This window comes from Burkholderia sp. S171, from assembly GCF_009766085.1.
GTDB lineage: Bacteria > Pseudomonadota > Gammaproteobacteria > Burkholderiales > Burkholderiaceae > Caballeronia.
This window is the reverse complement of sequence record NZ_LMUF01000006.1, coordinates 81,363-104,862: the sequence shown is the minus strand read 5'-3', so window position 1 is coordinate 104,862 and position 23,500 is coordinate 81,363. Positions and strand designations below refer to the sequence as shown.

Annotated in this window: 23 protein-coding genes; 7 read left to right on the top strand and 16 right to left on the bottom strand. The window is 59.6% G+C overall.

Features of this window, described 5'->3' with window-relative positions; translation table 11 throughout:
• Position 1: 1 nt before the first annotated feature.
• The 3 genes from gatB to GSQ93_RS02130 all read left to right on the top strand — a co-directional run bounded on the left by gatB (position 2) and on the right by GSQ93_RS02130 (position 3,208).
• Complete coding sequence (gatB, locus tag GSQ93_RS02140; protein ID WP_158934039.1) at positions 2-1,480, top strand: Asp-tRNA(Asn)/Glu-tRNA(Gln) amidotransferase subunit GatB; 1,479 nt, start codon at positions 2-4, stop codon at positions 1,478-1,480.
• A 93-nt stretch (positions 1,481-1,573) separates the two neighbouring features.
• Positions 1,574-2,410: a polyphosphate kinase 2 family protein gene (locus GSQ93_RS02135; RefSeq protein ID WP_158934038.1), complete on the top strand. Its 837-nt coding sequence runs from the start codon at positions 1,574-1,576 to the stop codon at positions 2,408-2,410.
• A gap of 24 nt (positions 2,411-2,434) precedes the next feature.
• Complete coding sequence (locus tag GSQ93_RS02130; protein ID WP_158934037.1) at positions 2,435-3,208, top strand: exodeoxyribonuclease III; 774 nt, start codon at positions 2,435-2,437, stop codon at positions 3,206-3,208.
• Positions 3,209-3,214: 6 nt separating this feature from the next.
• Here GSQ93_RS02130 and GSQ93_RS02125 read toward each other — a convergent pair whose 3' ends face one another.
• The 6 genes from GSQ93_RS02125 to argB form a co-directional block, all read right to left on the bottom strand.
• Entirely contained in the window at positions 3,215-4,156 is a 942-nt protein-coding gene (locus tag GSQ93_RS02125) for a M48 family metallopeptidase (protein WP_158934036.1), read from the bottom strand.
• Complete coding sequence (locus GSQ93_RS02120; protein WP_158934035.1) at positions 4,153-5,439, bottom strand: AmpG family muropeptide MFS transporter; 1,287 nt, start codon at positions 5,437-5,439, stop codon at positions 4,153-4,155. The genes GSQ93_RS02125 and GSQ93_RS02120 overlap by 4 nt, the downstream gene beginning before the upstream one ends.
• 54 nt (positions 5,440-5,493) lie before the next feature.
• The gene (metW, locus tag GSQ93_RS02115) at positions 5,494-6,102 is read right to left on the bottom strand and encodes a methionine biosynthesis protein MetW (protein ID WP_158934034.1); all 609 of its coding nucleotides are present in this window, start codon (positions 6,100-6,102) and stop codon (positions 5,494-5,496) included.
• Entirely contained in the window at positions 6,099-7,244 is a 1,146-nt protein-coding gene (locus tag GSQ93_RS02110; protein WP_158934033.1) for a homoserine O-acetyltransferase, read from the bottom strand. Before GSQ93_RS02110 ends, metW begins: the two co-directional genes overlap by 4 nt.
• 301 nt (positions 7,245-7,545) lie before the next feature.
• Positions 7,546-8,271, bottom strand: coding sequence for a pyrimidine 5'-nucleotidase (locus GSQ93_RS02105; RefSeq protein WP_254073714.1), 726 nt, complete (start codon positions 8,269-8,271; stop codon positions 7,546-7,548).
• Between the two features lie 46 nt (positions 8,272-8,317).
• Positions 8,318-9,217, bottom strand: a complete 900-nt coding sequence (argB, locus tag GSQ93_RS02100) for an acetylglutamate kinase (RefSeq protein ID WP_031356983.1) — start codon at positions 9,215-9,217, stop codon at positions 8,318-8,320.
• A gap of 256 nt (positions 9,218-9,473) precedes the next feature.
• Here argB and GSQ93_RS02095 point away from each other — a divergent pair, with 256 nt between their 5' ends.
• Positions 9,474-9,668 carry a cysteine-rich CWC family protein gene (locus tag GSQ93_RS02095; RefSeq protein WP_158934031.1) on the top strand — a complete coding sequence of 65 codons (195 nt, stop codon included), beginning with the start codon at positions 9,474-9,476 and terminating at the stop codon, positions 9,666-9,668.
• A gap of 138 nt (positions 9,669-9,806) precedes the next feature.
• Here GSQ93_RS02095 and GSQ93_RS02090 read toward each other — a convergent pair whose 3' ends face one another.
• Positions 9,807-11,516 (bottom strand): tetratricopeptide repeat protein, encoded by a 1,710-nt coding sequence (locus tag GSQ93_RS02090; RefSeq protein ID WP_158934030.1) that lies wholly within the window; start codon positions 11,514-11,516, stop codon positions 9,807-9,809.
• A gap of 108 nt (positions 11,517-11,624) precedes the next feature.
• Here GSQ93_RS02090 and GSQ93_RS02085 point away from each other — a divergent pair, with 108 nt between their 5' ends.
• Together GSQ93_RS02085 and GSQ93_RS02080 are read left to right on the top strand one after the other, a co-directional pair.
• On the top strand, positions 11,625-12,983 hold the full coding sequence (locus GSQ93_RS02085; protein WP_158934157.1) for an ATP-binding protein: 1,359 nt from the start codon (positions 11,625-11,627) through the stop codon (positions 12,981-12,983).
• Positions 12,980-13,522, top strand: coding sequence for a response regulator transcription factor (locus GSQ93_RS02080; RefSeq protein WP_158934029.1), 543 nt, complete (start codon positions 12,980-12,982; stop codon positions 13,520-13,522). The genes GSQ93_RS02085 and GSQ93_RS02080 overlap by 4 nt, the downstream gene beginning before the upstream one ends.
• A gap of 87 nt (positions 13,523-13,609) precedes the next feature.
• Here the strand turns inward: GSQ93_RS02080 and hslU are convergent, their stop codons facing one another.
• From hslU to GSQ93_RS02060, 4 genes are all read right to left on the bottom strand, one after another.
• On the bottom strand, positions 13,610-14,950 hold the full coding sequence (hslU, locus tag GSQ93_RS02075; RefSeq protein ID WP_158934028.1) for an ATP-dependent protease ATPase subunit HslU: 1,341 nt from the start codon (positions 14,948-14,950) through the stop codon (positions 13,610-13,612).
• A 42-nt stretch (positions 14,951-14,992) separates the two neighbouring features.
• Positions 14,993-15,529, bottom strand: coding sequence for an ATP-dependent protease subunit HslV (hslV, locus tag GSQ93_RS02070; protein ID WP_158934027.1), 537 nt, complete (start codon positions 15,527-15,529; stop codon positions 14,993-14,995).
• Between the two features lie 414 nt (positions 15,530-15,943).
• The gene (dksA, locus tag GSQ93_RS02065; RefSeq protein ID WP_089166517.1) at positions 15,944-16,363 is read right to left on the bottom strand and encodes an RNA polymerase-binding protein DksA; all 420 of its coding nucleotides are present in this window, start codon (positions 16,361-16,363) and stop codon (positions 15,944-15,946) included.
• Between the two features lie 782 nt (positions 16,364-17,145).
• Positions 17,146-18,225: a GTP-binding protein gene (locus tag GSQ93_RS02060; RefSeq protein WP_158934026.1), complete on the bottom strand. Its 1,080-nt coding sequence runs from the start codon at positions 18,223-18,225 to the stop codon at positions 17,146-17,148.
• On the opposite strand from GSQ93_RS02060, the gene GSQ93_RS37715 reads away from it, so the two are divergent.
• Positions 18,224-18,430 (top strand): hypothetical protein, encoded by a 207-nt coding sequence (locus GSQ93_RS37715; protein WP_216857565.1) that lies wholly within the window; start codon positions 18,224-18,226, stop codon positions 18,428-18,430. The two genes, GSQ93_RS02060 and GSQ93_RS37715, sit on opposite strands and share 2 nt — an antisense overlap.
• On the opposite strand, the gene GSQ93_RS02055 is transcribed toward GSQ93_RS37715, so the two are convergent.
• The 5 genes from GSQ93_RS02055 to GSQ93_RS02035 form a co-directional block, all read right to left on the bottom strand.
• Entirely contained in the window at positions 18,410-19,612 is a 1,203-nt protein-coding gene (locus tag GSQ93_RS02055) for a class I SAM-dependent rRNA methyltransferase (protein WP_158934025.1), read from the bottom strand. The two genes, GSQ93_RS37715 and GSQ93_RS02055, sit on opposite strands and share 21 nt — an antisense overlap.
• Positions 19,613-19,805: 193 nt before the next feature.
• The gene (gene xerC / locus GSQ93_RS02050; RefSeq protein WP_158934024.1) at positions 19,806-20,726 is read right to left on the bottom strand and encodes a tyrosine recombinase XerC; all 921 of its coding nucleotides are present in this window, start codon (positions 20,724-20,726) and stop codon (positions 19,806-19,808) included.
• 1 nt (position 20,727) lies between these two features.
• Positions 20,728-21,447: a DUF484 family protein gene (locus GSQ93_RS02045; protein WP_158934156.1), complete on the bottom strand. Its 720-nt coding sequence runs from the start codon at positions 21,445-21,447 to the stop codon at positions 20,728-20,730.
• Between the two features lie 39 nt (positions 21,448-21,486).
• Positions 21,487-22,371: a diaminopimelate epimerase gene (dapF, locus tag GSQ93_RS02040; RefSeq protein WP_158934023.1), complete on the bottom strand. Its 885-nt coding sequence runs from the start codon at positions 22,369-22,371 to the stop codon at positions 21,487-21,489.
• Positions 22,372-22,481: 110 nt separating this feature from the next.
• On the bottom strand, positions 22,482-23,366 hold the full coding sequence (locus GSQ93_RS02035) for a lipid A biosynthesis lauroyl acyltransferase (protein ID WP_158934022.1): 885 nt from the start codon (positions 23,364-23,366) through the stop codon (positions 22,482-22,484).
• Between the last annotated feature and the right edge of the window lie 134 nt (positions 23,367-23,500).

The following is a 23,500-nucleotide window of genomic DNA, read 5'->3' as shown; positions in this document are numbered from 1 at the left end:
TATGGGTAAGCAATGGGAAGTAGTGATAGGTCTTGAGACGCACGCGCAGTTATCCACCGTCTCCAAGATTTTTTCGGGCGCGTCCACGCAGTTCGGCGCTGAGCCGAACACGCAAGCTTGTCCCGTCGATCTGGCGTTGCCGGGCTCGTTGCCCGTGATGAACCGCGGCGCTGTGGAGCGCGCAATTCGCCTTGGCCTCGCCGTCGGCGCGACCATTGCGCCGCGCAGCATTTTTGCGCGCAAGAATTATTTCTATCCCGATCTGCCGAAGGGTTATCAGATCAGCCAGTTCGAGATTCCGGTCGTGCAGGGCGGCAGCGTCACGATCCAGGTTCCGGCGAATGAGAAAACCGGTACGGCTGGTTACGAAAAGACCGTCAACCTGACGCGCGCCCATCTGGAAGAAGATGCAGGCAAGTCGCTGCATGAAGACTTCGCGGGCATGACGGGTATCGATTTGAATCGAGCCGGCACGCCGCTGCTCGAGATTGTGACGGAACCTGAAATGCGCAGCGCCGCCGAAGCGGTGGCCTACGCGAAAAGCCTGCACAGTCTCGTGCAATGGCTCGGTATCTGCGACGGCAACATGCAGGAAGGTTCGTTCCGTTGCGACGCGAACGTCTCCGTGCGCCCGGTCGGACAAGCCGAATTCGGCACGCGCGCCGAGATCAAGAACCTGAACTCGTTCCGTTTCCTTGAAGAAGCCATTCAGTACGAAGTGCGCCGGCAGATCGAGTTGATCGAAGACGGCGGGACGGTCGTGCAGGAAACGCGTCTCTACGATCCCGACAAGCGCGAAACGCGTTCCATGCGAAGCAAGGAAGATGCGCACGATTACCGCTATTTCCCCGATCCCGACCTGATGCCTTTAGTCATCGATGAAGCGTGGATTGCACGGGTTCGAAGCGAATTGCCCGAATTGCCCGAAGCCATGCAAACGCGTTTTGTCGAGCAATATGGTTTGACGCCGTATGACGCGGCGGGATTGACGTCGTCGAAGGGAATGTCGGCGTATTTTGAAAGTGTCGTTGGCGTTCTTGAGCCGACGCATGCGAAGCTCGTGGCGAACTGGCTGATGGGCGAAGTATCGTCGCAACTGAACCGCGATTCGCTCGATATTGCGAACTCGCCGGTTTCTCCCGCGCAGCTCGGACTCGTGATTCAGCGCGTGGCAGACGGCACGATTTCCAACAAGATCGCCAAGGATATTTTCCAGGCGATCTGGGAAGAGAAAGCCACCGACGACAGCGCCGCCGACCGGATTATCGAAGCGAAGGGGTTGAAGCAGATCTCTGATACGGGCGCGTTGGAAGCCATCATCGACGAGGTGATGGCCGCGAATCAGAAGTCCGTCGATGAGTACCGTTCGGGCAAGGAGAAGGCGTTCAACGCGTTGATCGGTCAGGCGATGAAAGCGACCAAGGGCAAGGCGAATCCGCAGCAGGTCAACGAGCTTTTGAAGAAGAAACTATCCTCTTGAGCTGACGGCTGGACAATTTCGCGGGTTGCTGCCGGGTCTTGTCTGGCAGCAACCCTTTCTTTTATCAACCGGGATCAACCGAGAACCGCGCGCGTGGCTAAAAAACCTGAGCTGGACGATTATCGCGTGCCGTATTTCGACGGCAAGAAGATCAAGCCGTTTGATCTGGCTTCCATTGATACCGCGTCGAAGCCGTTTTCGTCCGGTGCGAAAGATGCGGATCGCGAGCGGTTAAGCGAGCTGAGTACCGCACTCGATGGCTTGCAGGAAAAACTGCATGCACAGCGCTCGCATCGCATTCTGCTGATCCTTCAGGGCATGGATACGAGCGGTAAGGACGGCACGGTTCGCGGTGTCTTTCACGAAGTCGATCCGCTCGGTTTGCGCGTCGTGCCGTTCAAGGCGCCATCCGAAACCGAAGCCGCGCACGATTTTCTCTGGCGCGTTCATTCGCAAGTGCCGGCGTCGGGCGAGTTCGCCATTTTTAATCGCAGCCAGTATGAAGACGTGCTGGTGCCGCGCGTGCTGAAACAGATCGATCAGGAAGGATGGGAGCGCCGATACCGGCAAATTCGCGACTTCGAAGCGATGCTTGCCGAAAACGGCACGACCATCGTGAAGTGCTTTTTGCATATATCGAAGGACGAGCAGAAGTCGCGTTTGCAGGCGCGTATCGACAATCCGGAGAAGCACTGGAAGTTTGATCCATCGGATCTCGATGCCCGCAAACTCTGGGACGACTATTGCAAGGCCTATGAAGACGCCCTTGGCGCGACATCGACGGACATTGCGCCTTGGTACGTGATTCCCGCCGATTCGAAGACGCACCGCAACGTCATGATTGCTGAGTTGATGGTGCGCACGCTGCAAGGTTTGAAGCTCGAATATCCGCCGGCGAAAGAGTCGCTGAAAGGGATCAAGGTCGAGTAGTTCACCAACATACAAGGATGCTTCATGTTTCGTGTCATCACCGCTAATTTGAACGGCATTCGGTCGGCCGCCAAGAAGGGTTTCTTCGATTGGTTTGGCGAGCAGGATGCTGACGTTGTCTGCGTGCAGGAGATCAAGTGTTCGCAAGACGATCTCACGCCGGAATTTCTCGCGCCGCACGGCTTCCAGGGTTACTTCCAGCACGCAGTGAAAAAGGGTTATTCCGGTGCCGGGCTTTATACGAAGCACGAACCGGATGAAGTAATCATCGGGTTTGGGAGCGAGGAATTCGATCCGGAAGGGCGTTATGTGGAGGCGCGCTTTGGTGATTTATCGGTGATCTCGGTGTATGTGCCTTCGGGGTCCAGCGGTGAAGAACGGCAGCAGGCCAAATACCGTTTCATGGCCGAGTTCATGCCGCATCTTGAGAAACTGGCCAAAAAACGCCAGGTGATCTTGTGTGGCGACGTGAATATCGTGCACAAGGAAATTGACATCAAGAACTGGAAGAGCAACCAGAAGAACTCGGGTTGCCTGCCGGAAGAGCGTGCGTGGCTCACGCAACTCTTCGATGAAAAAGCGTATGTGGATGTATTCAGAACGATCGACCAGCGGCCTGAGCAATATACGTGGTGGAGCAATCGCGGCCAGGCTTACGCGAAGAACGTAGGGTGGCGGATTGATTACCAGATCGCGACGAAGGGTGTTGCGGACACGGCGACGGCGACTTCCGTTTTCCGCGATATCAAGTTCAGCGACCACGCGCCGCTGATCATTGACTATGAGTGGAAGGTTTAAAAGTCTTTAAAGCTTCGGCTTTTTAAACCGGCCCATTCCCGCGTAATTGGGTAATTGGTCCACCGTTTTTCCGATCGCTTTTGCGTAGAGCGGCATCATGTCGGGCAAGCGCTTCATCAGATCGTGTACGCGTGCAGCGTCATACGGATGCATCCAGATAAATCCGTTCGGCGTGCGCCGCGTCCGCGTATCAATCTTCTTCCATAACGTGATGGCGGCGCGCGGATCGTAACCGGCGCGCGACGCTATCTCGCTACCGATTACATCGGCTTCGGTTTCATCGGCGGGTGTGTATCGCATGGCCAGCAACTGCTCGCCAATACCAAGCGGGGTCGAGCTGATATCGGCGAAACCGAATAACGGCGGGATCGTTCCCGTACTCAATTGCGCCGCTTGCTGACGCCCTAGCCGATCGCGCGCATGTTCGCGCAACGCATGCGCAATCTCATGGCCGATCATCATGCCGAGTTCGTTATCGTTAAGACGCAACCGGTCGATCAGCCCGCTATAAATCACAATCTTGCCGCCCGGCAGGCAATACATGCGGATCTCGTCCGAACGCACCACATTCACTTCCCACTTCCAGTTCTTCGAGCGGTCATTCCACTTCAGTGCAAACGGAATCTCGCGATTGGCAATTTCGCGTGCACGCTTCACGAGCGGATTGTCATCGCCGAGAAGATGCTTCGTGCGCCGGGCTTCGCCGAGGATTTGAGCGTATTCGTCGGCGGACTGCTGCTCCAATGTCGCCGATGGAATCAGGTTGCGGAACAACGCTGCATTGCCGAACCTGATCTGGTCGCTGGCCGTGGAATACGGCGATTGGGCGTTGGGCGCAGCAGCCGGCGCTGCATCAGAAGTCCCGGACGCTGCGGACGCCGCAAAGCTCAAGCCAGCATGTAGCCACACAGCGCAAGCGGCGACGCGGATCAGGGCGTGCACCTTCATCGGACAGGTCTCCAGGGCGCGATTTTCGGCAACAGTAACATGCCCGGAATAGACAGCGCAGCGCAGATCATGAAGTACTCGAACCAGCCGGTTTGCGCGACCACAAAGCCACTCGATGCCGACGCCAGCGTCCGCGGCACCGATGCAAGGCTCGTAAAGAGCGCGAATTGCGTGGCGGTATATCGCGGATCGGTCGTGCTCGCGATATAAGCCACGAATGCGGCCAGGGTGAGGCCAGTGGCGAAGGTTTCGAAGCCATAGAGCGCGGCCAGCGCCACGGGCGACGGGCCGATTTTCGCAAGCCACGCAAAGCCGAGCGTGGAAACGATCTGCAGCACGCCAAAGATCCAGAGCCCGCGCGAGATGCCGATCTTCACCAGGCACACGCCACCTATGATCCCACCCGCCAGGCTTGCCCAAAGCGCCACTGTCTTCGCGATCACGCCGATCTGCGTCTTGTTGAAGCCGATATCGAGGAAAAACGACGTGGAGAGCGTGGTCGCCATCGTGTCGCCGAGCTTGTACAGGAAGATGAAGCCAAGAATCAGCAGCGCCGTGCGCCAGCCATCCCGGGCGATGAATTCGCGGAACGGCTGAACGATGGCATCGCGGAGATTCTTGGGCGGCGTGCCATATACCTCTGGTTCCTTGACCACGAGCGTCAACACCATGCCCGGCAGCATGAACGCCGCCGTGACAAGGAAGACTGCGGACCATGGGAAAAAATCGGAAAGAATCAGCCCGAGTGAGCCGGGCACGAGCGCCGCAATCTTGTACGCGTTCACGAAGACGGCGTTGCCGAGTCCCTGCTCGGTATCGGCGAGGAGTTCGCGGCGGTAGGCATCGATCGCAATATCCTGGCTCGCCCCGAAAAACGCGACAAGCGCGGTCAGCGCGGCGACGGTCCAGATTTGATCTTTCGGCGATGTAAATCCAAGCGCACCAATCGCGACGGCCACGAGCAACTGCGTGACGAGCATCCAGCCGCGCCGCCGTCCGGGATGCCAGCCGGGCAGCCGTGGCACGTAGCGGTCCATCAGCGGCGCCCAGATAAACTTCCAGGTGTAAGGAAACTGGATCAGCGCGAACAGGCCGATCTCTTTCAGGTTCACGCCTTCGGTGCGCAACCACGCCTGGACCAGATAGACGAGCGTGAAGAGCGGCAGCCCCGACGTGAAGCCGATAAACACGCAAATCAACATGCGTTTGTTGAGAAACGCGCGCCAGCCGGGGTGGTCTTCGTGAGCGGAAAGAGCGGGCGCCTCGTGTGGCGAGTTGGACATAGGGTCGATTCGAAGCAGTAAGCGGTGCGCGAGCGACGAACCGGCAAGCTCAGTTCAGCTTCGCTTTACGCGATAGACCGCAAGGCTACCACGCCAGTTCGCCCCCCAACGGATGGACTGACCACCGTGCAGCACCGCACGATCGAGTATTTCGATACCCACTTCCGGCGCCAGCGCCTCGAAATCCTGAATGGTGAGAACCCGCACGTTCGGCGTGTTATGCCATTGATACGGCAGCGTTTTCGACACAGGCATGCGTCCCTGCAAAACGGTCAGCCGATGCCGCCAGTAGCCGAAGTTAGGAAACGACACAATGCACTCGCGGCCGACCCGCACCGTTTCACGCAGGATCGCGGCGGTTTGATGGATCGTTTGGAGTGTCTGCGACAGGATCGCGAAGTCGAAACTGTCGTCTTCGAAGAGGCGCAGCCCGTCTTCCAAGTTCTGCTGAATGACGTTCACGCCTTTCTGGGCGCACGCGAGGACGCCAGCGTCGTTGATTTCGATACCGTAGCCCGTGACGTCGAGTTCTTCCGCGAGGAGCGAAAGCAGCGACCCATCGCCGCAGCCCAGATCGAGCACCGATGAGCTCGGTTCAACCCAGCGCGCAATTGCCCGAAAGTCCGAGCGCAAAGAGAGAGAGTCCAGCGTGATTTGGTTCATGCGCCCACCTCGGCGGCAATGCGTTCGTAATAGGCGCGCATCAGGTTGTGATAACGCGCGTCGTCGAGCAGGAAGGCGTCGTGGCCGTGCGGGGCATCGATTTCGGCGTAGCTCACCGTGCGTTTGTGATCGAGCAGCGCTTTCACCAGTTCGCGTGAACGGGCCGGCGCAAAACGCCAATCCGTTGAGAAGCTGGCGATCAAATATTTCGCCGTGGTGTGGGCGAGCGACTTGGTCAGGTCGCCATCGAATGCCTTGGCGGGATCGAAATAATCCAGCGCGCGAGTGATGAGCAGATACGTATTGGCATCGAAGTATTCGGCGAATTTATCGCCTTGATAACGCAAGTACGATTCCACTTCGAACTCGACGTCGAAGTTGAAGTTGTACGCATCCAAAGCGCCTTCGGCACGACGCAACGCGCGGCCGAACTTGGCGGCCATGTCATCGTCCGACAGATACGTAATGTGGCCGATCATGCGCGCGACTCGCAATCCGCGACGTGGCTTGATGCCGTGCGCGTAGTAATCGCCGCCGTGGAAATCGGGATCGGAGAGGATGGCGGAGCGCGCGACTTCGTTGAACGCAATGTTCTGCGCGGAGAGTTTCGGCGTCGATGCCACCACGATGCAGTGCGCCACGCGATCCGGATACATCATGCTCCAGGCCAACGCCTGCATGCCGCCGAGGCTGCCGCCCATGACCGCGGCGAAGCGCTCGATACCGTATAAATCCGCTACGCGAGCCTGCGCGTGGACCCAGTCTTCAACGGTGACAACGGGGAAACTCGCGCCGTAAGGTTTGCCGGTGACGGCGTTCACGCTCATGGGCCCGGTCGAACCGAAACACGAGCCCAGGTTATTGACGCCGATCACGAAGAACTTGTTCGTATCCAACGGCTTGCCCGGACCCACCATGTTGTCCCACCAGCCGACATTCTTGGGGTCATCGGCATACACACCCGCCACATGATGCGAGGCGTTTAGCGCATGGCAGACGAGCACGGCGTTCGAGCGGGCGGCGTTGAGCGTGCCGTAGGTTTCGACGACGAGATCATAGTCACCGAGCAAGCTGCCATTTTGCATGCGCAGCGGTTCGGTGAAATGCAGTGTTTGGGGAGTGACGATGCCGATTGATTCCATTCATTCCGCCTAAAGAAAACAGGGCGGCTAAACGGCGTCGGCGATGCGCTGGAAGAGATAAGGGCGCGGCTGACAACCTCTTTAGCCGCATTTATAGTGAACCGGGTCAGGGTTCGCGCGCCCGCAATCGAGTCAGCAAATCGGCGCGTTGAAACAAATCAAGATAGCGATGAAGTATATCGGAAAAACGGGAAAGGGCGCTACGGGTGCTCTCCGGTGTGCTCAGCGCAGCAAGGTCAAGCGATGAAGTTTGAAGTCCGTACTACTTTCGCGGTTTAAGCCGACTCGGAATACGCCGGGTCTAACGCAGACCGCGCAAGCCCTTCAAAGACCGGATCTTCAGGTCGACGTAATGCGGCCGGCCGCTGGTCGGCGATCGAACCGACTTCGCTCCACTGGCATTCAGAACCGACGGCAAATGCCCCGTGATCCAGACCGTGCGAATCCCCAGGCGTTTATAGCTTTTCAAATGCCCACGCGTATCTTCGACAAGAACCGCGTCGGAAAGCGGCACATGAGCGAGGCGCATCGCGCGCCGAAGCATTCCAGCATCGGGCTTCGCGCGCCAATAACCGCCTCGATCCTGCATATCTTCGATAGCAATCACGCGCTCAAACAGCTTGGCGATACCCAGTTCGTTCAGCACGGCGTGGGCATACACCGAAGGCGCGTTGGTCAAGATGATCTTCCGCCCGGGAAGCCCGCGGATCATTCGCGCGAGGCCGCGTTCGGCACGAACCATCGATCCGAGATCGGCGAAGGTATGGACGACGTGCAGGAAGTCGGTGGCATCGACGGGATGATGGCGCACAAGGCCGAGCAAGGTAGCGCCGTATCGCTGCGTATAACCGGTGCGCAGCCGATTGGCTTCATCAATATCCACGCCCAGCCGGTCGATGATGTACTGCGTCATCCCGCGATTGATCGCGGGAAAAATCTCATGCGACGCGTGATGCAGCGTGTTGTCCAGATCGAACAGCCAGACGGGGCGTTTGTGCGTGTTCGTCCGGCGTCGGGAAGAACGCAAAAGCTCAACTCGAGCGCCGGCAGGTTCCACGTTCATTGAGCCATGTTCAATGTGAGCGAATCATGGTTCCGAACGGCTGCTCGGTCAGGATCTCGAGCAGCACCGAATGCTCGATTCGCCCATCGATGATATGCACCGAGCGCACACCGCTCTTCGCCGCGTCGAGCGCCGATGAAATCTTCGGCAGCATGCCGCCGGAAATGGTGCCATCGGCAAACAGTGCGTCGATTTCGCGCGCCGACAGATCGGTCAGCAGATTGCCTTCCTTGTCCATCACGCCGGGGATGTTCGTCATCATCACGAGCTTCTCGGCGTTCAGCACCACGGCCAGTTTGCCCGCGACCAGATCGGCGTTGATGTTGTACGACAAACCGTCTTCACCGAAGCCAATCGGCGAGATGACCGGAATGAACGCGTCATCTTGCAGCGCCTTCACGACAGCCGGATTGATGGCTTCAACTTCACCCACCTGACCGATATCGATGAATTCGCCCGGGTTGTCGCGATCCGGCATCATTAACTTGCGTGCGTGGATCAGGCCGCCGTCCTTGCCGGTGAGGCCGACCGCATGGCCGCCAAAATGATTGATCAACGTGACGATGTCCTGTTGCACTTCGCCGCCGAGCACCCATTCGACCACTTCCATGGTCTCTTCGTCGGTGACGCGCATGCCCTGGATAAACGTGCCCTGCTTGCCGATCTTCTTGAGCGCCTGGTCGATCTGCGGACCGCCGCCGTGCACGATCACCGGATTGATGCCGACCAGCTTCAGCAGGATCACGTCGCGCGCGAAGCCCTGTTTCAGGCGCTCCTCGGTCATGGCATTGCCGCCGTATTTGATCACGATCGTCTTGCCGTGATACTGGCGAATATAGGGCAACGCCTCGGCCAGGATTTCGGCTTTCAGGGTCGGCGCGATCTGCGTAAGGTCGGGAAGCTCGGACATGGCGGCGATAAGGCGAGGAGCAGTTTAAACAGGCGGAATTGTACAGGACTGACGCGCTGCATCATGCGTTTCCGATAGCATTCCGGTGACGGGTGAAAGTTAGGCTCTGGTCGCACCAGTATGGGGTTGGCGCGTGAAATAATAATGCGATCGGGCATGCACGGGCGGGTCGAAAACGTGGCGCTTCGGCAACGGCCGGACCGCGCGCAATGCGGCTCGTGACTGGGTGCTGCGTTTTCAAAAGGCTTGGTCCATCATGCGTTCCACCGACCCCGCTCTTCAACGCTGTGCTCTGTGCGGCGCGTTTTTCAGCTGCGCTCAGCAAACCGGCGATGCGCAATGCTGGTGCGCAGCGCTTCCCGCTTTGCCGGCCAAGCGTTTGAATCCGGGCCTGACGTGTCTTTGCCCGGATTGCTTGCGTGAAGCAACGCAACGTAGCACAAACATGTGAATGGCGCGTTCGTCGCTGAGTGGCTGGAATCTGGGCGCATGTGGTTTTCGTGCGGGCGGAATGGTCTAGTTGAAGAAATCGAGCACGTAAAAAAAGCGGCAGAACGCCGCTTTTTCTGACTTGAAACTCTCTAGGTGCTTACGCAGCCGCTTTCTTCGCCATCCGCTTACGCGGCGCCGCACCCGTATGCGTGGCCGCGAGCGCGGCCAAATCACGCGCGACATCGTCCATCACCGGCTCCCACGTCGAGAATTCCTTCTGCCGATACAACGTCGCCGTCGGATACCACGGGCTGTCCGTGCGCTCCAGTTGCCAGACCCAGTGCGGATTGGTGTCGAGGAGAATCCAGGTCGGCTTGCCGAGCGCCGCCGCTAAATGCGCCACGCTCGTGCAAACGGTAATCACGAGATCGAGTGAATCGATGAACGCTGCCGTGTCGTCGAACGTTTCGAACTTGCCGGTCCGATCCGCAATCTCAAAACCACCGTCCCGAGCCGTGGATACCGCGCCCGACGCATCCTTCTGCAGCGAGAAGAACGCGACGTTCTCGATTCCGCTGAACGCCTTCGCATATCGCTCGATGCCCACACTGCGGAACATGTTGCGCTGATGGCCTTCGCTGCCGCTCCATACAAGACCGACGCGAAGACGTTTGTCGGCGGCGAACTCGGCGCGCCAGTCGGCGGCGAGGTCGGCATCGGCGGAAAGATACGCGCGCTTTGCCGGAATGGTGTCCGCGTCGATGCCGAAATGCAGCGGCAGGCTCAGCAGCGGGAAATGGAAGTCAAACGCGGGCAAGGGTCCGTCGTGCGGCAGGCATTCGACGCCTTTCGGCGCCATGCGCGCCATCAAAGGATGCACTGCTTTGAACGCAACCCACACTAGGGTGCCGCCTTGCGCGTGAACCTTTTTCGCGAGCATCGGGATGAAACGCGAGAACTGCAGCGCGTCGCCGAAACCCTGCTCGCCCCACAGCAATAAAGTCTTTCCGCGCAGTGCTTCGCCATTCCATCGCGGCGCCTCGAAGTTGGGATGCGAGTTGCGCAGTTCGTTTGAACCGTCCCAGCGCGACTCGAAATTGGCCCAACCGCGCGCGTAATTGCCCTGTACGAGATCGAGAATGGAGAGATTGAACGGAAGACGCCGCATGCCGGGCGCGATCTTGACCGCCGCTTCTGCGGCTTCAGTGGCCTCGGGCCAGCGCTGCGCTTCTTTCAACGCGAGACTGTAGTTCGACAACGCGAGCGCATTCGACGGATTGCTCTCAACCGCGCGCTTACCGGCTGCCAACGCCTGTTCGAGTTCCCGGCGGCGCGGATAGATGCGCGACAGGTTCGTCCACGCTTCGATATCGTCGGCATTCGCCGCGACAGCCTCTTCCAGCATGGTCAGCGCTTTAGCTTCGCTGCCCGTGACTTCGTAGGCGACCGCCAGGTTGTTTCGCAGTGTGGGGACGGCCGGATTGATCGCGTGGGCGCGTTCGTAGAAAGGAATTGCGTCGGCGTGACGGCTGGCGAGTTGGAGCGCATAGCCGAGATGCCAGAGCGCGAGCGCGTGTTGCGGATGACGATCGACGAGTTGAGCTGCGCACTGAATGCCGTCGCCAATGCGGTTCTGTTTCAGCATTGCATCGATCAGGTCGAGGCCAATCTCCGGCTGGCCGGATTGCAACATCATGGCGGCCTGCAGCCACACAGCGCGCTCGATTTGGTTGCCTTGCGCGTTCGCACTGCGAGCGTTGTCAATGAACGCGTTCAGCGCACGCGGGATAATAGTGTCTTGAATGGCGCCGGTCTGCGGCGCTTCGCTGACAAGCTGGTTGGGGCGGGAGGATGAGCTGTTAGTCATTTTGTGTATGCGGCCTGGCCGCCCTGTACGAGACAACCTTGGATGGTGCGGCAATCCCCTTTGTCCAACCATTAGACTAATCTGAAATTTGAGGTGAAATTCACCGAGATGCATCGAATAACGAACACAGGCCGCGTCAATCTCGGTCACCTGTTTTGGCTTCGCAGCCTTGCGATCATCGGTCAATTGGTGACTATCGCCGTCGTACAGGCGTTTTACGGTGCGCATCTCCCGCTGGCGGCCATGTTGACCATCGTCGCGCTAGAGATATTGTTCAACGCGCTGACATGGGTACGCGTGGCGCGTGCACAGCCTGAAACGAATCTCGAACTGTTCGGGCAGCTCTGGGTCGATCTCGGCGCGCTATCTGCGCTGCTGTTCCTGAGCGGCGGCGCCACGAATCCGTTTGTCACGCTCTACCTGCCGTCGCTGGCGATTGCCGCGGCCGTGTTGCCGTGGCGTCTGATGAGCTGGCTCGCGTTGTTCGCGGTCCTCTGTTATTCGTTGCTGACGGTCAGCTACGTGCCGCTGAACATGGAAGATCCGCTGAATCTGTTCGAATATTTCCGCATTGGGCTGTGGGTGAATTTCATGGTCAGCGTGGGGCTGATCGGCTGGTTCGTCGCGCGGATGTCGCGGGCGCTGCGCGCGCGGGATTTTGCGCTGGCTGATGCCCAGGAGCGGCTTCTGCGAGACGAGCGCGCCGTGGCGCTGGGTGTCCAGGCGGCAACGGTCGCACACGAAATCGGCACGCCGCTGTCGACCATCGCGATGCTCAGCGAGGAGTTGCGCGATTCCGCCCGTCACGACCCGCATCTCGCCCCCTATTCCGCCGATATCGAACTCCTCGAGCAGCAAATGACGTTGTGCACGTCCGCGCTCGCGCGCCTGCGCAGTCGCGCGACTGGGCCCGCGCCGCGGCAACCGCTGGATGACTGGCTGCATGGGTTTGTTGAACAGTGGCGGTTGCGCCATCCGCATGTGCGTTTCGAATTGATTGAAGCGAAAGGTGGATCGAAAGATGAAGCAGCGGAGCAGAAGAGCGCGGGGCTGTTTCTGAGCGATCCCGTCGCGGTAGGGCAAATACTGACCATTCTGCTGGATAATGCGGCGCGGGCCAGTAGCGATTCGGTGACGCTGATGACATCGGCGAGCCGGCACCTTGGCGAGCCCGTGATTCAATTCGATGTCCGCGATCAGGGCCCCGGCATTCCGGCGGCATTGCGGGGTTCGCTTGGCGCGATGCCCGTCGACAGTACGCAAGGCGGCCACGGCGTCGGCTTGTATCTGGCATTCTCAGCGGCAACGCGGCTTGGCGGGTCGATCGAGCTCACGCCAGCCAGTCCGCACGGTACGCACGCCATCCTGCGTCTCGCCGACACAAGCGCCCCCGAATCGCGGGAAAAAGCAGCAAGGACGGGCCGCGGCGGCGTCGCCGCTTCCGTCACTACGGAGAAAAGAGCATGAGCGATACAAATTTTTTGGTCATCGACGACGACGAGGTTTTTGCGGGCATTCTCGCGCGCGGTCTGACGCGCCGCGGCTATACGCCGCATCAGGCACATGACGCCGCATCGGCATTGAGATTGGCGAACACGCAGAAGTTCGGCCAGATCACCGTTGATCTGCACCTCGGCAACGATTCCGGATTGACGCTCGTCGCGCCCTTGCGCGATCTTCAACCCGATGCACGGATTCTCGTGCTGACGGGTTATGCGAGCATCGCGACCGCGGTTCAGGCCGTGAAAGACGGCGCTGATAACTATCTAGCCAAGCCGGCGAACGTCGAGACAATCCTGTCCGCGTTGCAGGAAGAGGCCAGCGAGCAGACGGCCGAAGAGGCGATCGAGCACCCGGCGCTGCTGTCAGTCGCGCGGCTGGAGTGGGAGCATATCCAGCGCGTGCTGGCCGAGAACAGCGGCAATATTTCAGCCACGGCGCGCGCGTTGAACATGCATCGGCGGACACTGCAGCGCAAGTTGGCGAAGAAACCCGTCCGGCAATAAACGTTATCGTGAACGTAAAAGGGCGGTTCCTTTGATTCCAGCGAGTGGCTGAAATCAAAGGAACCGCCCTTTTTTGATTGAGCGCTTTTACAGCACGTAGCGCGACAAATCTTCGTCTTCGGCTACATCGTTCAACGCGTTATCGACGTAAGCGGCGTCGATCTTCACCGGATGACCCGTGTGATTGCCCGCCGAGAACGACACTTCTTCGAGCAACTTTTCGATCACGGTATAAAGTCGCCGCGCGCCGATATTCTCGGTTTTCTCGTTCACTGAAAACGCAATCTCAGCCATCCGGCGAATACCGTCCGCGCTGAAATCCAGCTCGACGTCTTCCGTTGCCAAGAGTGCCGTGTACTGCTTCACAAGGCTGGCATCGGTCGTATTCAGAATGGATTCGAAATCCTCCACGGACAGCGAATCCAGCTCGACGCGAATCGGGAAACGCCCTTGAAGCTCGGGGATCAGATCGCTCGGCTTGGCTAGATGGAACGCACCGCTGGCGATAAACAGGATGTGATCGGTCTTGATCATCCCGTATTTCGTATTGATGGTCGTGCCTTCCACGAGCGGCAGCAGGTCGCGCTGCACACCGGCCCGCGACACTTCCGCGCCACCCGTTTCGCTGCGCGAAGCGATCTTGTCGATCTCGTCCAGGAACACAATGCCGTTCTGCTCGACGTTCTGAATGGCCTTCGTCTTGACCTCGTCGTCGTTCAGCAGCTTGCCGGCTTCTTCGTCGGTGAGCATCTTCAGCGCGTCCTTGACCTTCACCTTGCGCTGCGTCTTCTTGCCGCCGCCGATATTCGCAAACATCGACCGGATCTGGTCGGTCATTTCCTCCATGCCCGGCGGCCCCATGATGTCCATGCTGGCCTGAGGCGCTTCGATGTCGATCTCCACTTCCTTGTCGTCGAGCAGTCCTTCGCGCAGGCGCTTGCGGAACGTCTGGCGTGTGCTGTTCGCGCTGTCGTCGGTCAACTCGGCCGTGCCGAAACCCGCCGCCGGCCGGGCGCTGGGCAACAGGATGTCCAGGATCCGGTCCTCGGCGCGATCGGTCGCACGCGAACGTACTTTGCGCATCTCGGTTTCGCGCGTCTGCTTGATCGAAATTTCGATCAGGTCACGCACGATGCTGTCCACATCGCGGCCCACGTAGCCGACTTCGGTGAACTTCGTTGCTTCGATCTTGATGAACGGCGCGTCGGCGAGTTTAGCCAGACGCCGCGCAATTTCCGTTTTGCCGACGCCGGTCGGTCCGATCATCAAAATGTTCTTCGGCGTGATTTCCTGACGCAGCGGCTCGGCGACCTGCTGACGCCGCCACCGGTTGCGCAGCGCCACGGCGACCGCTTTTTTCGCGCGGCCCTGGCCGATGATGTGTTTATCGAGTTCCGAGACGATCTCGGCGGGAGTCATGGTGGTCATCGTTGGTCCTTGTCCTGTGCTCGCGAATACGCGAAAGCGGTGTTACTCGATCGTCTCGATGACGCGATTGTGATTCGTGTAAATGCACATATCGCCCGCGATTGTCAGTGCCTTTTCGACGATATCGCGCGGCGAGAGTTCGGTGTTTTCGGTGAGCGCCTGCGCCGCGGCCTGCGCATATGCACCGCCCGAACCGATCGCGCAAATGCCGTTTTCCGGATCGAGCACGTCGCCGTTGCCCGTGATGACGAGCGTGGTTTGCGCGTCGGCGGCAATCAGCATGGCTTCCAGCCGACGCAGCATGCGGTCCGTGCGCCAGTCTTTCGCGAGTTCCACAGCGGCACGCGTCAGGTTGCCCTGGTGTTTTTCGAGCTTGGCTTCGAAGCGGTCGAGCAGCGAAAACGCGTCGGCCGTGCCGCCCGCGAAACCGACCATGACCTTGCCGCCATAGATGCGGCGCACTTTCTTCGCACCGCCTTTCATCACGATATTGCCGAGGGTGACCTGGCCGTCGCCACCGAGGGCGACCTTGTCGCCGCGTCGTACGGAGACGATGGTCGTGCCGTGAAATTGTTCCATGTGCATTCCTTTGAAAGCGGAGTGGGCGCGGCAGCCGGAAGACCTGTGCCGCCGCGCCGCCGGGGAATCCTTTGGGAGCGTGAGGAGCACGAGCGCGCTGCAAGGTTGCGCTCGATCAGACTCCGGCCACGCCCGCGCCACAAAAGCGCGTTCAGCTCATTTTAGGGCGCGGTGGAATTTATCAAGACGCTGCTTGCGGCATCTTGCGAACGTTAGCCATTGGGACATGTTTTGGGCTTGCCCACGCGACGGATCCGTCTTGCCGGGTGCAAAAATGCAGCACAAAAACAAAAAGGCACACGATTTTTCGTGTGCCTTTTGTGTTTTCCAACGTGTTCCACTCTCTTCGATGCAAAACCCGGCCGGCAGGTTTCCCGCCGCGGCGGAGGCCGCAGCGTACGCTGCACCGGCAGATCAGTCGCCGAACAGCTTCTGGCGCAGTTCGCGTCGTTCCTGCGCTTCGAGCGAGAGCGTTGCCGTTGGGCGCGCGATCAGGCGCGGAATGCCGATCGGCTCGCCCGTTTCCTCGCACCAGCCGTAATCGCCGGACTCGATACGCGCAAGCGACTGCTGCACTTTCTTCAGCAGCTTGCGTTCACGATCACGCGTGCGCAGTTCGAGGGCGTGTTCTTCCTCGATCGTCGCGCGATCAGCCGGATCCGGAACGATGACCGTTTCCCGCAGGTTTTCCGTCGTCTGGCCCGCATTCTTGAGAATGTCGGCCTGCAACTGTTCCAGTCGGACCCTGAAGAACGCGAGTTGATCCTCGTTCATGTAGTCCTTGTCGGCCATCTTCTGGATTTCGTCTTCAGTCAACAATCGTTTCGTCGTCATCTGGCTTGCTTCTTCAATGTGGGGCGATGTTGTTCGCCATCTTCGCGGTCGCTCGCCGCGCTCGCCGCCGCCGTAGTTCGGTTTACCCGCACTTCGGCGATACTCGCCAACAATTACTGCATGCACTTACTACGCTAAACGGGCTGCGACTCTCGCGGCGCTGGACGGCACCACGTGGGGCCAATTCCTCTAGACCACTGCATCTAGGTCAATTCGTCTGGACTGATTTTCAAGCGATTCAACGGTGCCCGATGTTCGGAACAGCACCTTACTTTTCACTTCCACCCGATCGCCAGGTTTGCAATACAACGGTGAAATTGCTGTTTGCGGCGCCGGCAGGAGCGCGTTTCAAGCTTTTTTCAGCAGCACTTGCGCCGGGCATTGTAGTCGAGGCTGGGCGGTGTGCCGGCTTCTCCAGTGGGGCTGTATTGTAACTGAATCGCAAATGCGCACTACACCCAAGCAAAACACTGTCGCGATTCGTTCGTTATCTCAAAAATATAACGCGCTGACGTTTAAAAAGCGATGGTTCTTGGTTGGCGTGAACACATATTGCAACGACGTTCATCGCGGAAAAGCGCCGGCTCGCGGAGGCGCAGGGATTTTAGCCTCGCTTAACGGTCGCAATGGTTGCGCTTCAGGAGAGAAATAGCGAGAACTGTGCCGAAACGAGGTTTCGATTTGAGTGGCGGCGCGAAGCCGCCGTGTGAGGGCTTCGCGTTTCGCCGGTTTCTTCTGCTTCTTTGGTTTTCCAGCGTGTTCAGCGTGTTCAGCGTCTTCGATCAGACCAGGCAGGCGTTCAGCCCGTCGATGATCAAATCCTGCGGCAGTTCAATGCCAATGAACACCATCTTGCTGTTCTTCTTTTCGATCGGTTGCCATTTCGCGGCAAGATCGCTGCCCATCATCTGATGCACGCCTTGGAACACGACCTTTCGATCGACGCCCTTCATAAACAGCACGCCCTTGTAGCGCAGCAGGCGTTCACCGTAGATCTGCAGGATGCCGCCGAGGAAATCTTCAAGCCGGTTCGGATCGAAGGCGCGGTCGCTGCGGAATACAAACGACTTGATCTTGTCGTCGTGATGCGCGTGGTGATGATTCGCGTGGCCATGCTCATGGTCGTGGCTGTGATCGTGGCCGCAGGTGGCGTGGTCGTGATCGTCGTCATGCGCATGGTCGTGCTCGGCGTGCTCGTGCGCGTGATCGTCTTCCGCCAGGAAATCCGGATCGATTTCGAGCTTCGAGTTCAGGTTGAAGCCGCGCAGATCGAAGATTTCCTTGATGTCCGCATCGCCGAAATTCACCACTTTGATTGCGGCGCGCGGGTTCATGTGAACCAGCCGGTGCTTGAGTGCGTCGAGCGCGGCGGCATCGACCAGATCGGACTTCGTGATGAACAGGCGATCCGCGAAACCGACCTGGCGCTGCACGACTTCATGTTCGTCCAGCTGATGGTTGGCGTGCTTTGCATCAACCAGCGTGATGATTGCGTCGAGCAGGAATTCGTCGGCGATCGTGTTGTCCATAAAGAACGTCTGAGCAACCGGGCCAGGATTTGCAAGCCCGGTTGTCTCGATCACCACGCGATCAAAGTTCAGCGTGCCGGCCTTCTTGCGGTCAGCGAGATCTTCCAGCGCGCGCGCCAAATCGCCGCGGATCGTGCAGCAGATACAGCCGTTGCTCATCTGGATGATCTGCTCGTTCGTTTCCTGAACGAGAATTTCATTGTCGATATTTTCTTCGCCGAACTCGTTTTCGATCACGGCGATCTTCATGCCGTGCTTGTCGTTCAGGATGCGCTTGAGCAACGTGGTTTTGCCGCTGCCTAGAAAGCCGGTCAGGATGGTAACGGGAATCATGATGGTCGCCCTGTTCTTTAAAGTCGAAGGATCGTGCGGCATGTTTTCGGGCTGCGGGCGTGATCTGAAACGCCTGCGCTACGCTCGAAAACATGCGGTCGGTCGATTATTGAAACATATTTGTCAAGCGGACGCTCTGTGCTTCCCTGAATGCGCGCTGTCCGAAGCGCTCAACTATGGGCGATCACGCGATTTGCAACAATAGGCCTTTCAGGTATTCCCCTTCGGGAAACGCGGTTAAAAGCGGGTGATCGACGCCTGCGCCAAGGCGCTTCAGGATGCGCGCGTCAACTTTCGCGTCGGCCGCGGCGCCTGCCACGATCTTCTGGAACAGATCGGCGTCAATAGCGCCCGAGCACGAATAGGTGAACAGCAGGCCGCCCGGGCGCAACAACTTGAAGCCGGTCAGGTTGATGTCCTTGTACGCACGCGCTGCGCGGTCCACGTGTTCCCGCGAAGGCGCGAACTTGGGCGGATCGAGCACGATCAGGTCGAAGCGCTCGCCTTCCTCGTGCAAGCGACGCAAGGTCTTGAACGCGTCGGCGTCGAGCCACTCGGCGCGTTGCGGATCGAAACCGTTCGCCGTGACGTTTTGCTGGGCAAGGGCCAGGGCGTCGCCGGAGGAGTCGATCGATACCACGCGTTTTGCACCGCCTTTCAGAGCGGCCAGCGAAAAACCGCCGGTGTAGCAGAAGCAGTTGAGAACGTCGCGGTCGCCGGCGTATTGCCGCACGAGCGCGCGATTGTCGCGTTGATCGACGTAGAAGCCCGTTTTATGGCCCCGTTCGACGTCGATGTGATACCGCACGCCGCCTTCGTTCGCGATCAGGGTGGCCGGTGGCGGATCGCCGGCCAGCACGCCGGTGATCTGTTCGAGCCCTTCCTTCTGCCGAATCGACACGTCCGAGCGTTCATACACGTTCGGGCAGCCGGTTGCGCCGATCAGCGCCTGCACTATCGCCTCTTTCCAGTGTTCCACGCCCGTGGCCATGAACTGGCAGACAAGCTGGCCACGCTGGCTTTCGTCGTCCGCGATGTAGTAATCGACGATCAAACCCGGCAGCCCGTCCGCCTCACCGAAAATCAGCCGAGTCGCGCCGGTGTCGCGCACCATCGTTTGCCGGTGCGCGATCGCCCGTTGTACGCGTCGCTTGAAAAACGCGTGATCGACGGGCTCGCTTTCGTCGAAACTCCAGACACGGGCGCGAATCTGTGACACCGGGCTGTATGACGCGCGTGCCAGAAACCGGCCATCGTGGGCGCGGATCAACACGGTTGCGCCGGGCGCGGGTTTGCCTTCCACGTGTTCGATCGCGCTTTCGTAGATCCACGGATGGCGGCGCGCGAGCGATTTGTCTTTCGCCGGCTTCAGCGTAATGGTGTTCATTCGGGTCTTCGGTGAAAGCGCCAACTGGACGGGGGAGTGAGCGCTAGGGAGGGTTCGGGCCGCGTTTTTGTTTCTGTTTCTGTTTGTAGCGAGAGAGTCGGGCGGTTACGCGGGTTTCACTGTGAGTCGGCGACATTTCGGGCGCGGCGTCGAGACCGCATCTTGTTGCTCGCCGCCATGCCGCCACGCTGGCTTAATCGCGTTTTTTGGCGCGCGGATGCGTTTCGTCGTAGACGCGAGCCAGATGCTGGAAATCGAGCGACGTATAAACCTGCGTGGCCGCGATACTCGCGTGGCCGAGCAATTCCTGCACGGCCCGAAGGTCGCCGCTGGACTGCAGCACATGCGTGGCGAACGAATGCCGCAAGACGTGCGGATGCACATTCGACGGCACGCCGGCCAGCAAAGCCATGCGTTTCACCCGATCACGCACCACGTTCGGCGACATCCGGTTGCCGCGCACCGACAAAAACAGCGCGTGCGGATCGTCTTTCACAAATTGCCCGCGCACTTCAATCCACGCGCGCAGCGCGGTGATCGCCTTGCTGCCCACAGGCACCGACCGCCGCCGGTTTCCCTTGCCGAGCACATTGACTTCGGTGCTGGCAAGGTCGAGCCAGCCGGCCGACGAATAGCCTTCGGATTGCACAAAATGCACGTCCAAGCCAACCAATTCGGCGAGCCGCAAGCCAGACGAATAGAACAGTTCGAGTATGGCGTGGTCCCGCAGCGCTTCAGGCGTGTCGGCCTGGGGCGCTTCCATGAGCGCGTTGGCGTCATCGACGGAAAGCGCCTTGGGAAGGGACTTCGCGCGTTTCGGCGCGCGCACGGTCGCGACCGGATTGGCCTGCATTTCAACCTGCTCAGCAAGCCACCGATAAAACGCCCGCCACGCCGATAACCGATGCGCAATTGAGCGCGCCGATAACCCGCCGCCGTGAGCGCGCGCTACGGCGCCACGCATGTCGGTAGCGGTCAGCGATTCCAGCGCCCGGCCGTTGGCCAGCTTCTTCAGCTCGTCGAGTTCGTGCGTATAACCGCGCAACGTGTGGTCCGATAATCGCCGCTCGTGCTCAAGCATCGACAAATAGGCGCTTACCGGATCGTCGGTCATGTCAGTGGGGCAGCAAGCGGCTGAGCGCGGCGCTGGCAAGCGTGCCGATCTGTGTAAGGAAGTCGGTGGCCATGCCTTCGTGGAACCGGCGCGGATCGGGCGAACCCATGACCAGCAAGCCGAATGCGGGCGCTTCGGGACCGGCCGACGGATCACGCAGCGCGAGCAGCGCGATGGATTCCGTGGTGTTGGCGGTATCGACGACACCATCCGTTGTAGCCGATGCCACCGAGACCGAACTCGCCGATGTCAGCCACTGAGCGGCCTCGAAACCGGTGTTCGGCCCGCAATACGGCGTAGTCAGACCGCTCGTGAAGGAGCGGACTTCCTCGCTCGTCGTCCGCGCGAATTCGGCTTGCGCGTAGGGCTCCGCGACATCCCACACGCGCAATGCGGCTTGGGGCACCTCGAAGATTTCACACAGGCCGGCGGGAATGGTTTTCGGCAGCGCATGCGGATCGCGCTCGGACATCACCCGGATTGTCCATCGATGAAACTTCGCGGCAATGCTGTCGTTCTCATGTCCGTAACGAAGCAATTCGGCCAACCGGCGCTCGATCTGCTTGTTCTTGTCGCGCAGCATCTGCATCTGCCGCTCCTGCAGCGACACCGCGGACTTGCCATGCGGATTGGACAGCCGGATCGCGCCCAGCAACTCGGCATGCTCGGCAAAGAAATCGGGATTGGCGATCAGGTAGTCGGCAACTTCACGTTCGTTCATGGTATCGGGCAGCATCGGGTTCCTGACGGTCAGTCGGCGTTATTCAGCATTCGCGAGCGTGGGATCAAGCTCGATCTCGCCTTCGAATACGGTGGTGGCGGGGCCGCCCATGAAGAGCGGGGCCGCGGCGTTGTGCGCGCCGTCCCAGGCGATGGTCAGCATGCCGCCGTGCGTCTCGACCTGCACCGGCGAGTCCAGCAGACCGCGCCGGATACCCGCCGCGACCGCCGCGCACGCGCCTGTGCCGCACGCCAGCGTTTCGCCCGCGCCACGTTCAAAAACACGCAGCTTCACCGCACCACGGTTCACGATCTGCATGAATCCCGCGTTCACGCGATTCGGAAAGCGCGCGTGATGCTCGATCACCGGTCCCTCGGTCAGCACGGGTGCATTTTCCACGTCGGCCACAATTTGTACGGCGTGCGGATTACCCATTGATACCACCGATATCCAGCGTGTTTCGCCTTGTACGTCGAGTGGCCAGAGCGTGTCGGCGACTTCAGTGCGGCCTTGCAAACCTTCCGCTTTGAAGGGCACCAGAGCGGGTTCGAACTCCGGACGGCCCATGTCCGCCACCACGTCGCCGTTCTCCTGCATGGTCAGCACAATCACGCCTTGATGGACCTGTACCCGAATGCTCGTCTTGCGGGTGAGGCCCCGGTCGCGCACGAACTTCACAAAGCAGCGCGCGCCGTTGCCGCAATGTTCCACTTCGCCGCCGTCGCAATTGAAGATGCGGTATTTGAAATCAACGCCTTCAATGTCTGGTTTTTCGACCAGCAGCAACTGATCCGCGCCGACACCGAAATGCCGGTCCGCGAGCGCGCGCACCTGAGCTCCATTCAACGAGAGCGGTTTGGAATAGCCGTCGAGCACGACAAAGTCGTTGCCCGCGCCGTGCATTTTGGTGAATTCGAGTTTCATGACGCTATTGTAAGTGACGCGCAGCAAGGGCATACACTAGACCGAATGGCGGATGAGCCCGAACTTGTGTAGCAATCCCCCCGTGTTTCCCTGAGACTGGCATCAGCCCGTTAATAAAAGCCCGGCTCGCCCGGCGGTCGCGTCTTGAAGCGTTTGTGCACCCAGTAATACTGCTCGGGCATCAGCCGGACTTGCTCTTCGAGGAACGCGTTCATGCGGCGGGCGTCGGCTGCATCGTCGCCGGTCGGGTAGTCGTCCCAGGGCTTGAACACACGCAGCCGATAACCCTTGTAGTTCGGCAGCACTTCACCCACGAACGGCATGATTTGCGCATGTCCGGTCTTGGCCAGGCGGCCAACTGCCGTCAGCGTGCACGCTTGCACGCCGAAGAACGGCACGAAGGTGGAATTGCGCATGCCGTAGTCCATGTCGGCGCCAAGCATGACGGGCTTGCGGTCGCGCAGCCAACGCAGCACGATCCGCGCGCTGTCCGCGCGGCTCGCCATTTCGGCATCGAAACGGCCACGCTGCTTTTTCGCGATGTCGTCGAGTGCTTTGTTCGACATCGGCTGATACAGCGATCCGCAGGTTCGGTGCAGCGAGTAGTTGATCCACACGGAAGCCGCCTCGATTGCGACGAAGTGAAAGCCGAGCAACAACGTGGGCGGCATGTCGGGATCAAGGAGATCGACTTCGCTGTCCACCTCGATCAGCTTGGCGAGTTTTTCCGCCGAGCCGAACCATTGCACGCTGCGCTCCACGTAACTGCGGATCGCGTGCCGAAAATGCTTCTGGGCGACTTCTTCCCGGCGCTCGGGCGTCCACTCGGGGAAACATAGGTTGAGATTGATATGCACAATGCGTTTCCGGTGGCTCGGGACTTGATAAAGCAGCCAGCCGAGACCGTCGCCGAAACGTGCGGTGATGCCGTAGGGAATGAGGGCGAGCAGTTTCAGGAAGCCCACTGCGAGGGCGACGCCAATGCGGCCTAACATGCGACGCTCCCAAGGGTCCGAAAGGAGGGGTTTCGACTTTGCCGGGGAGCGTTCCGGGCATGACGCGGTTGAGGGTATGTCTTGATTGGCAGCAAGCGTTCGGCTCTGTGACAAAAGTGAGAAGCCGCTATAAT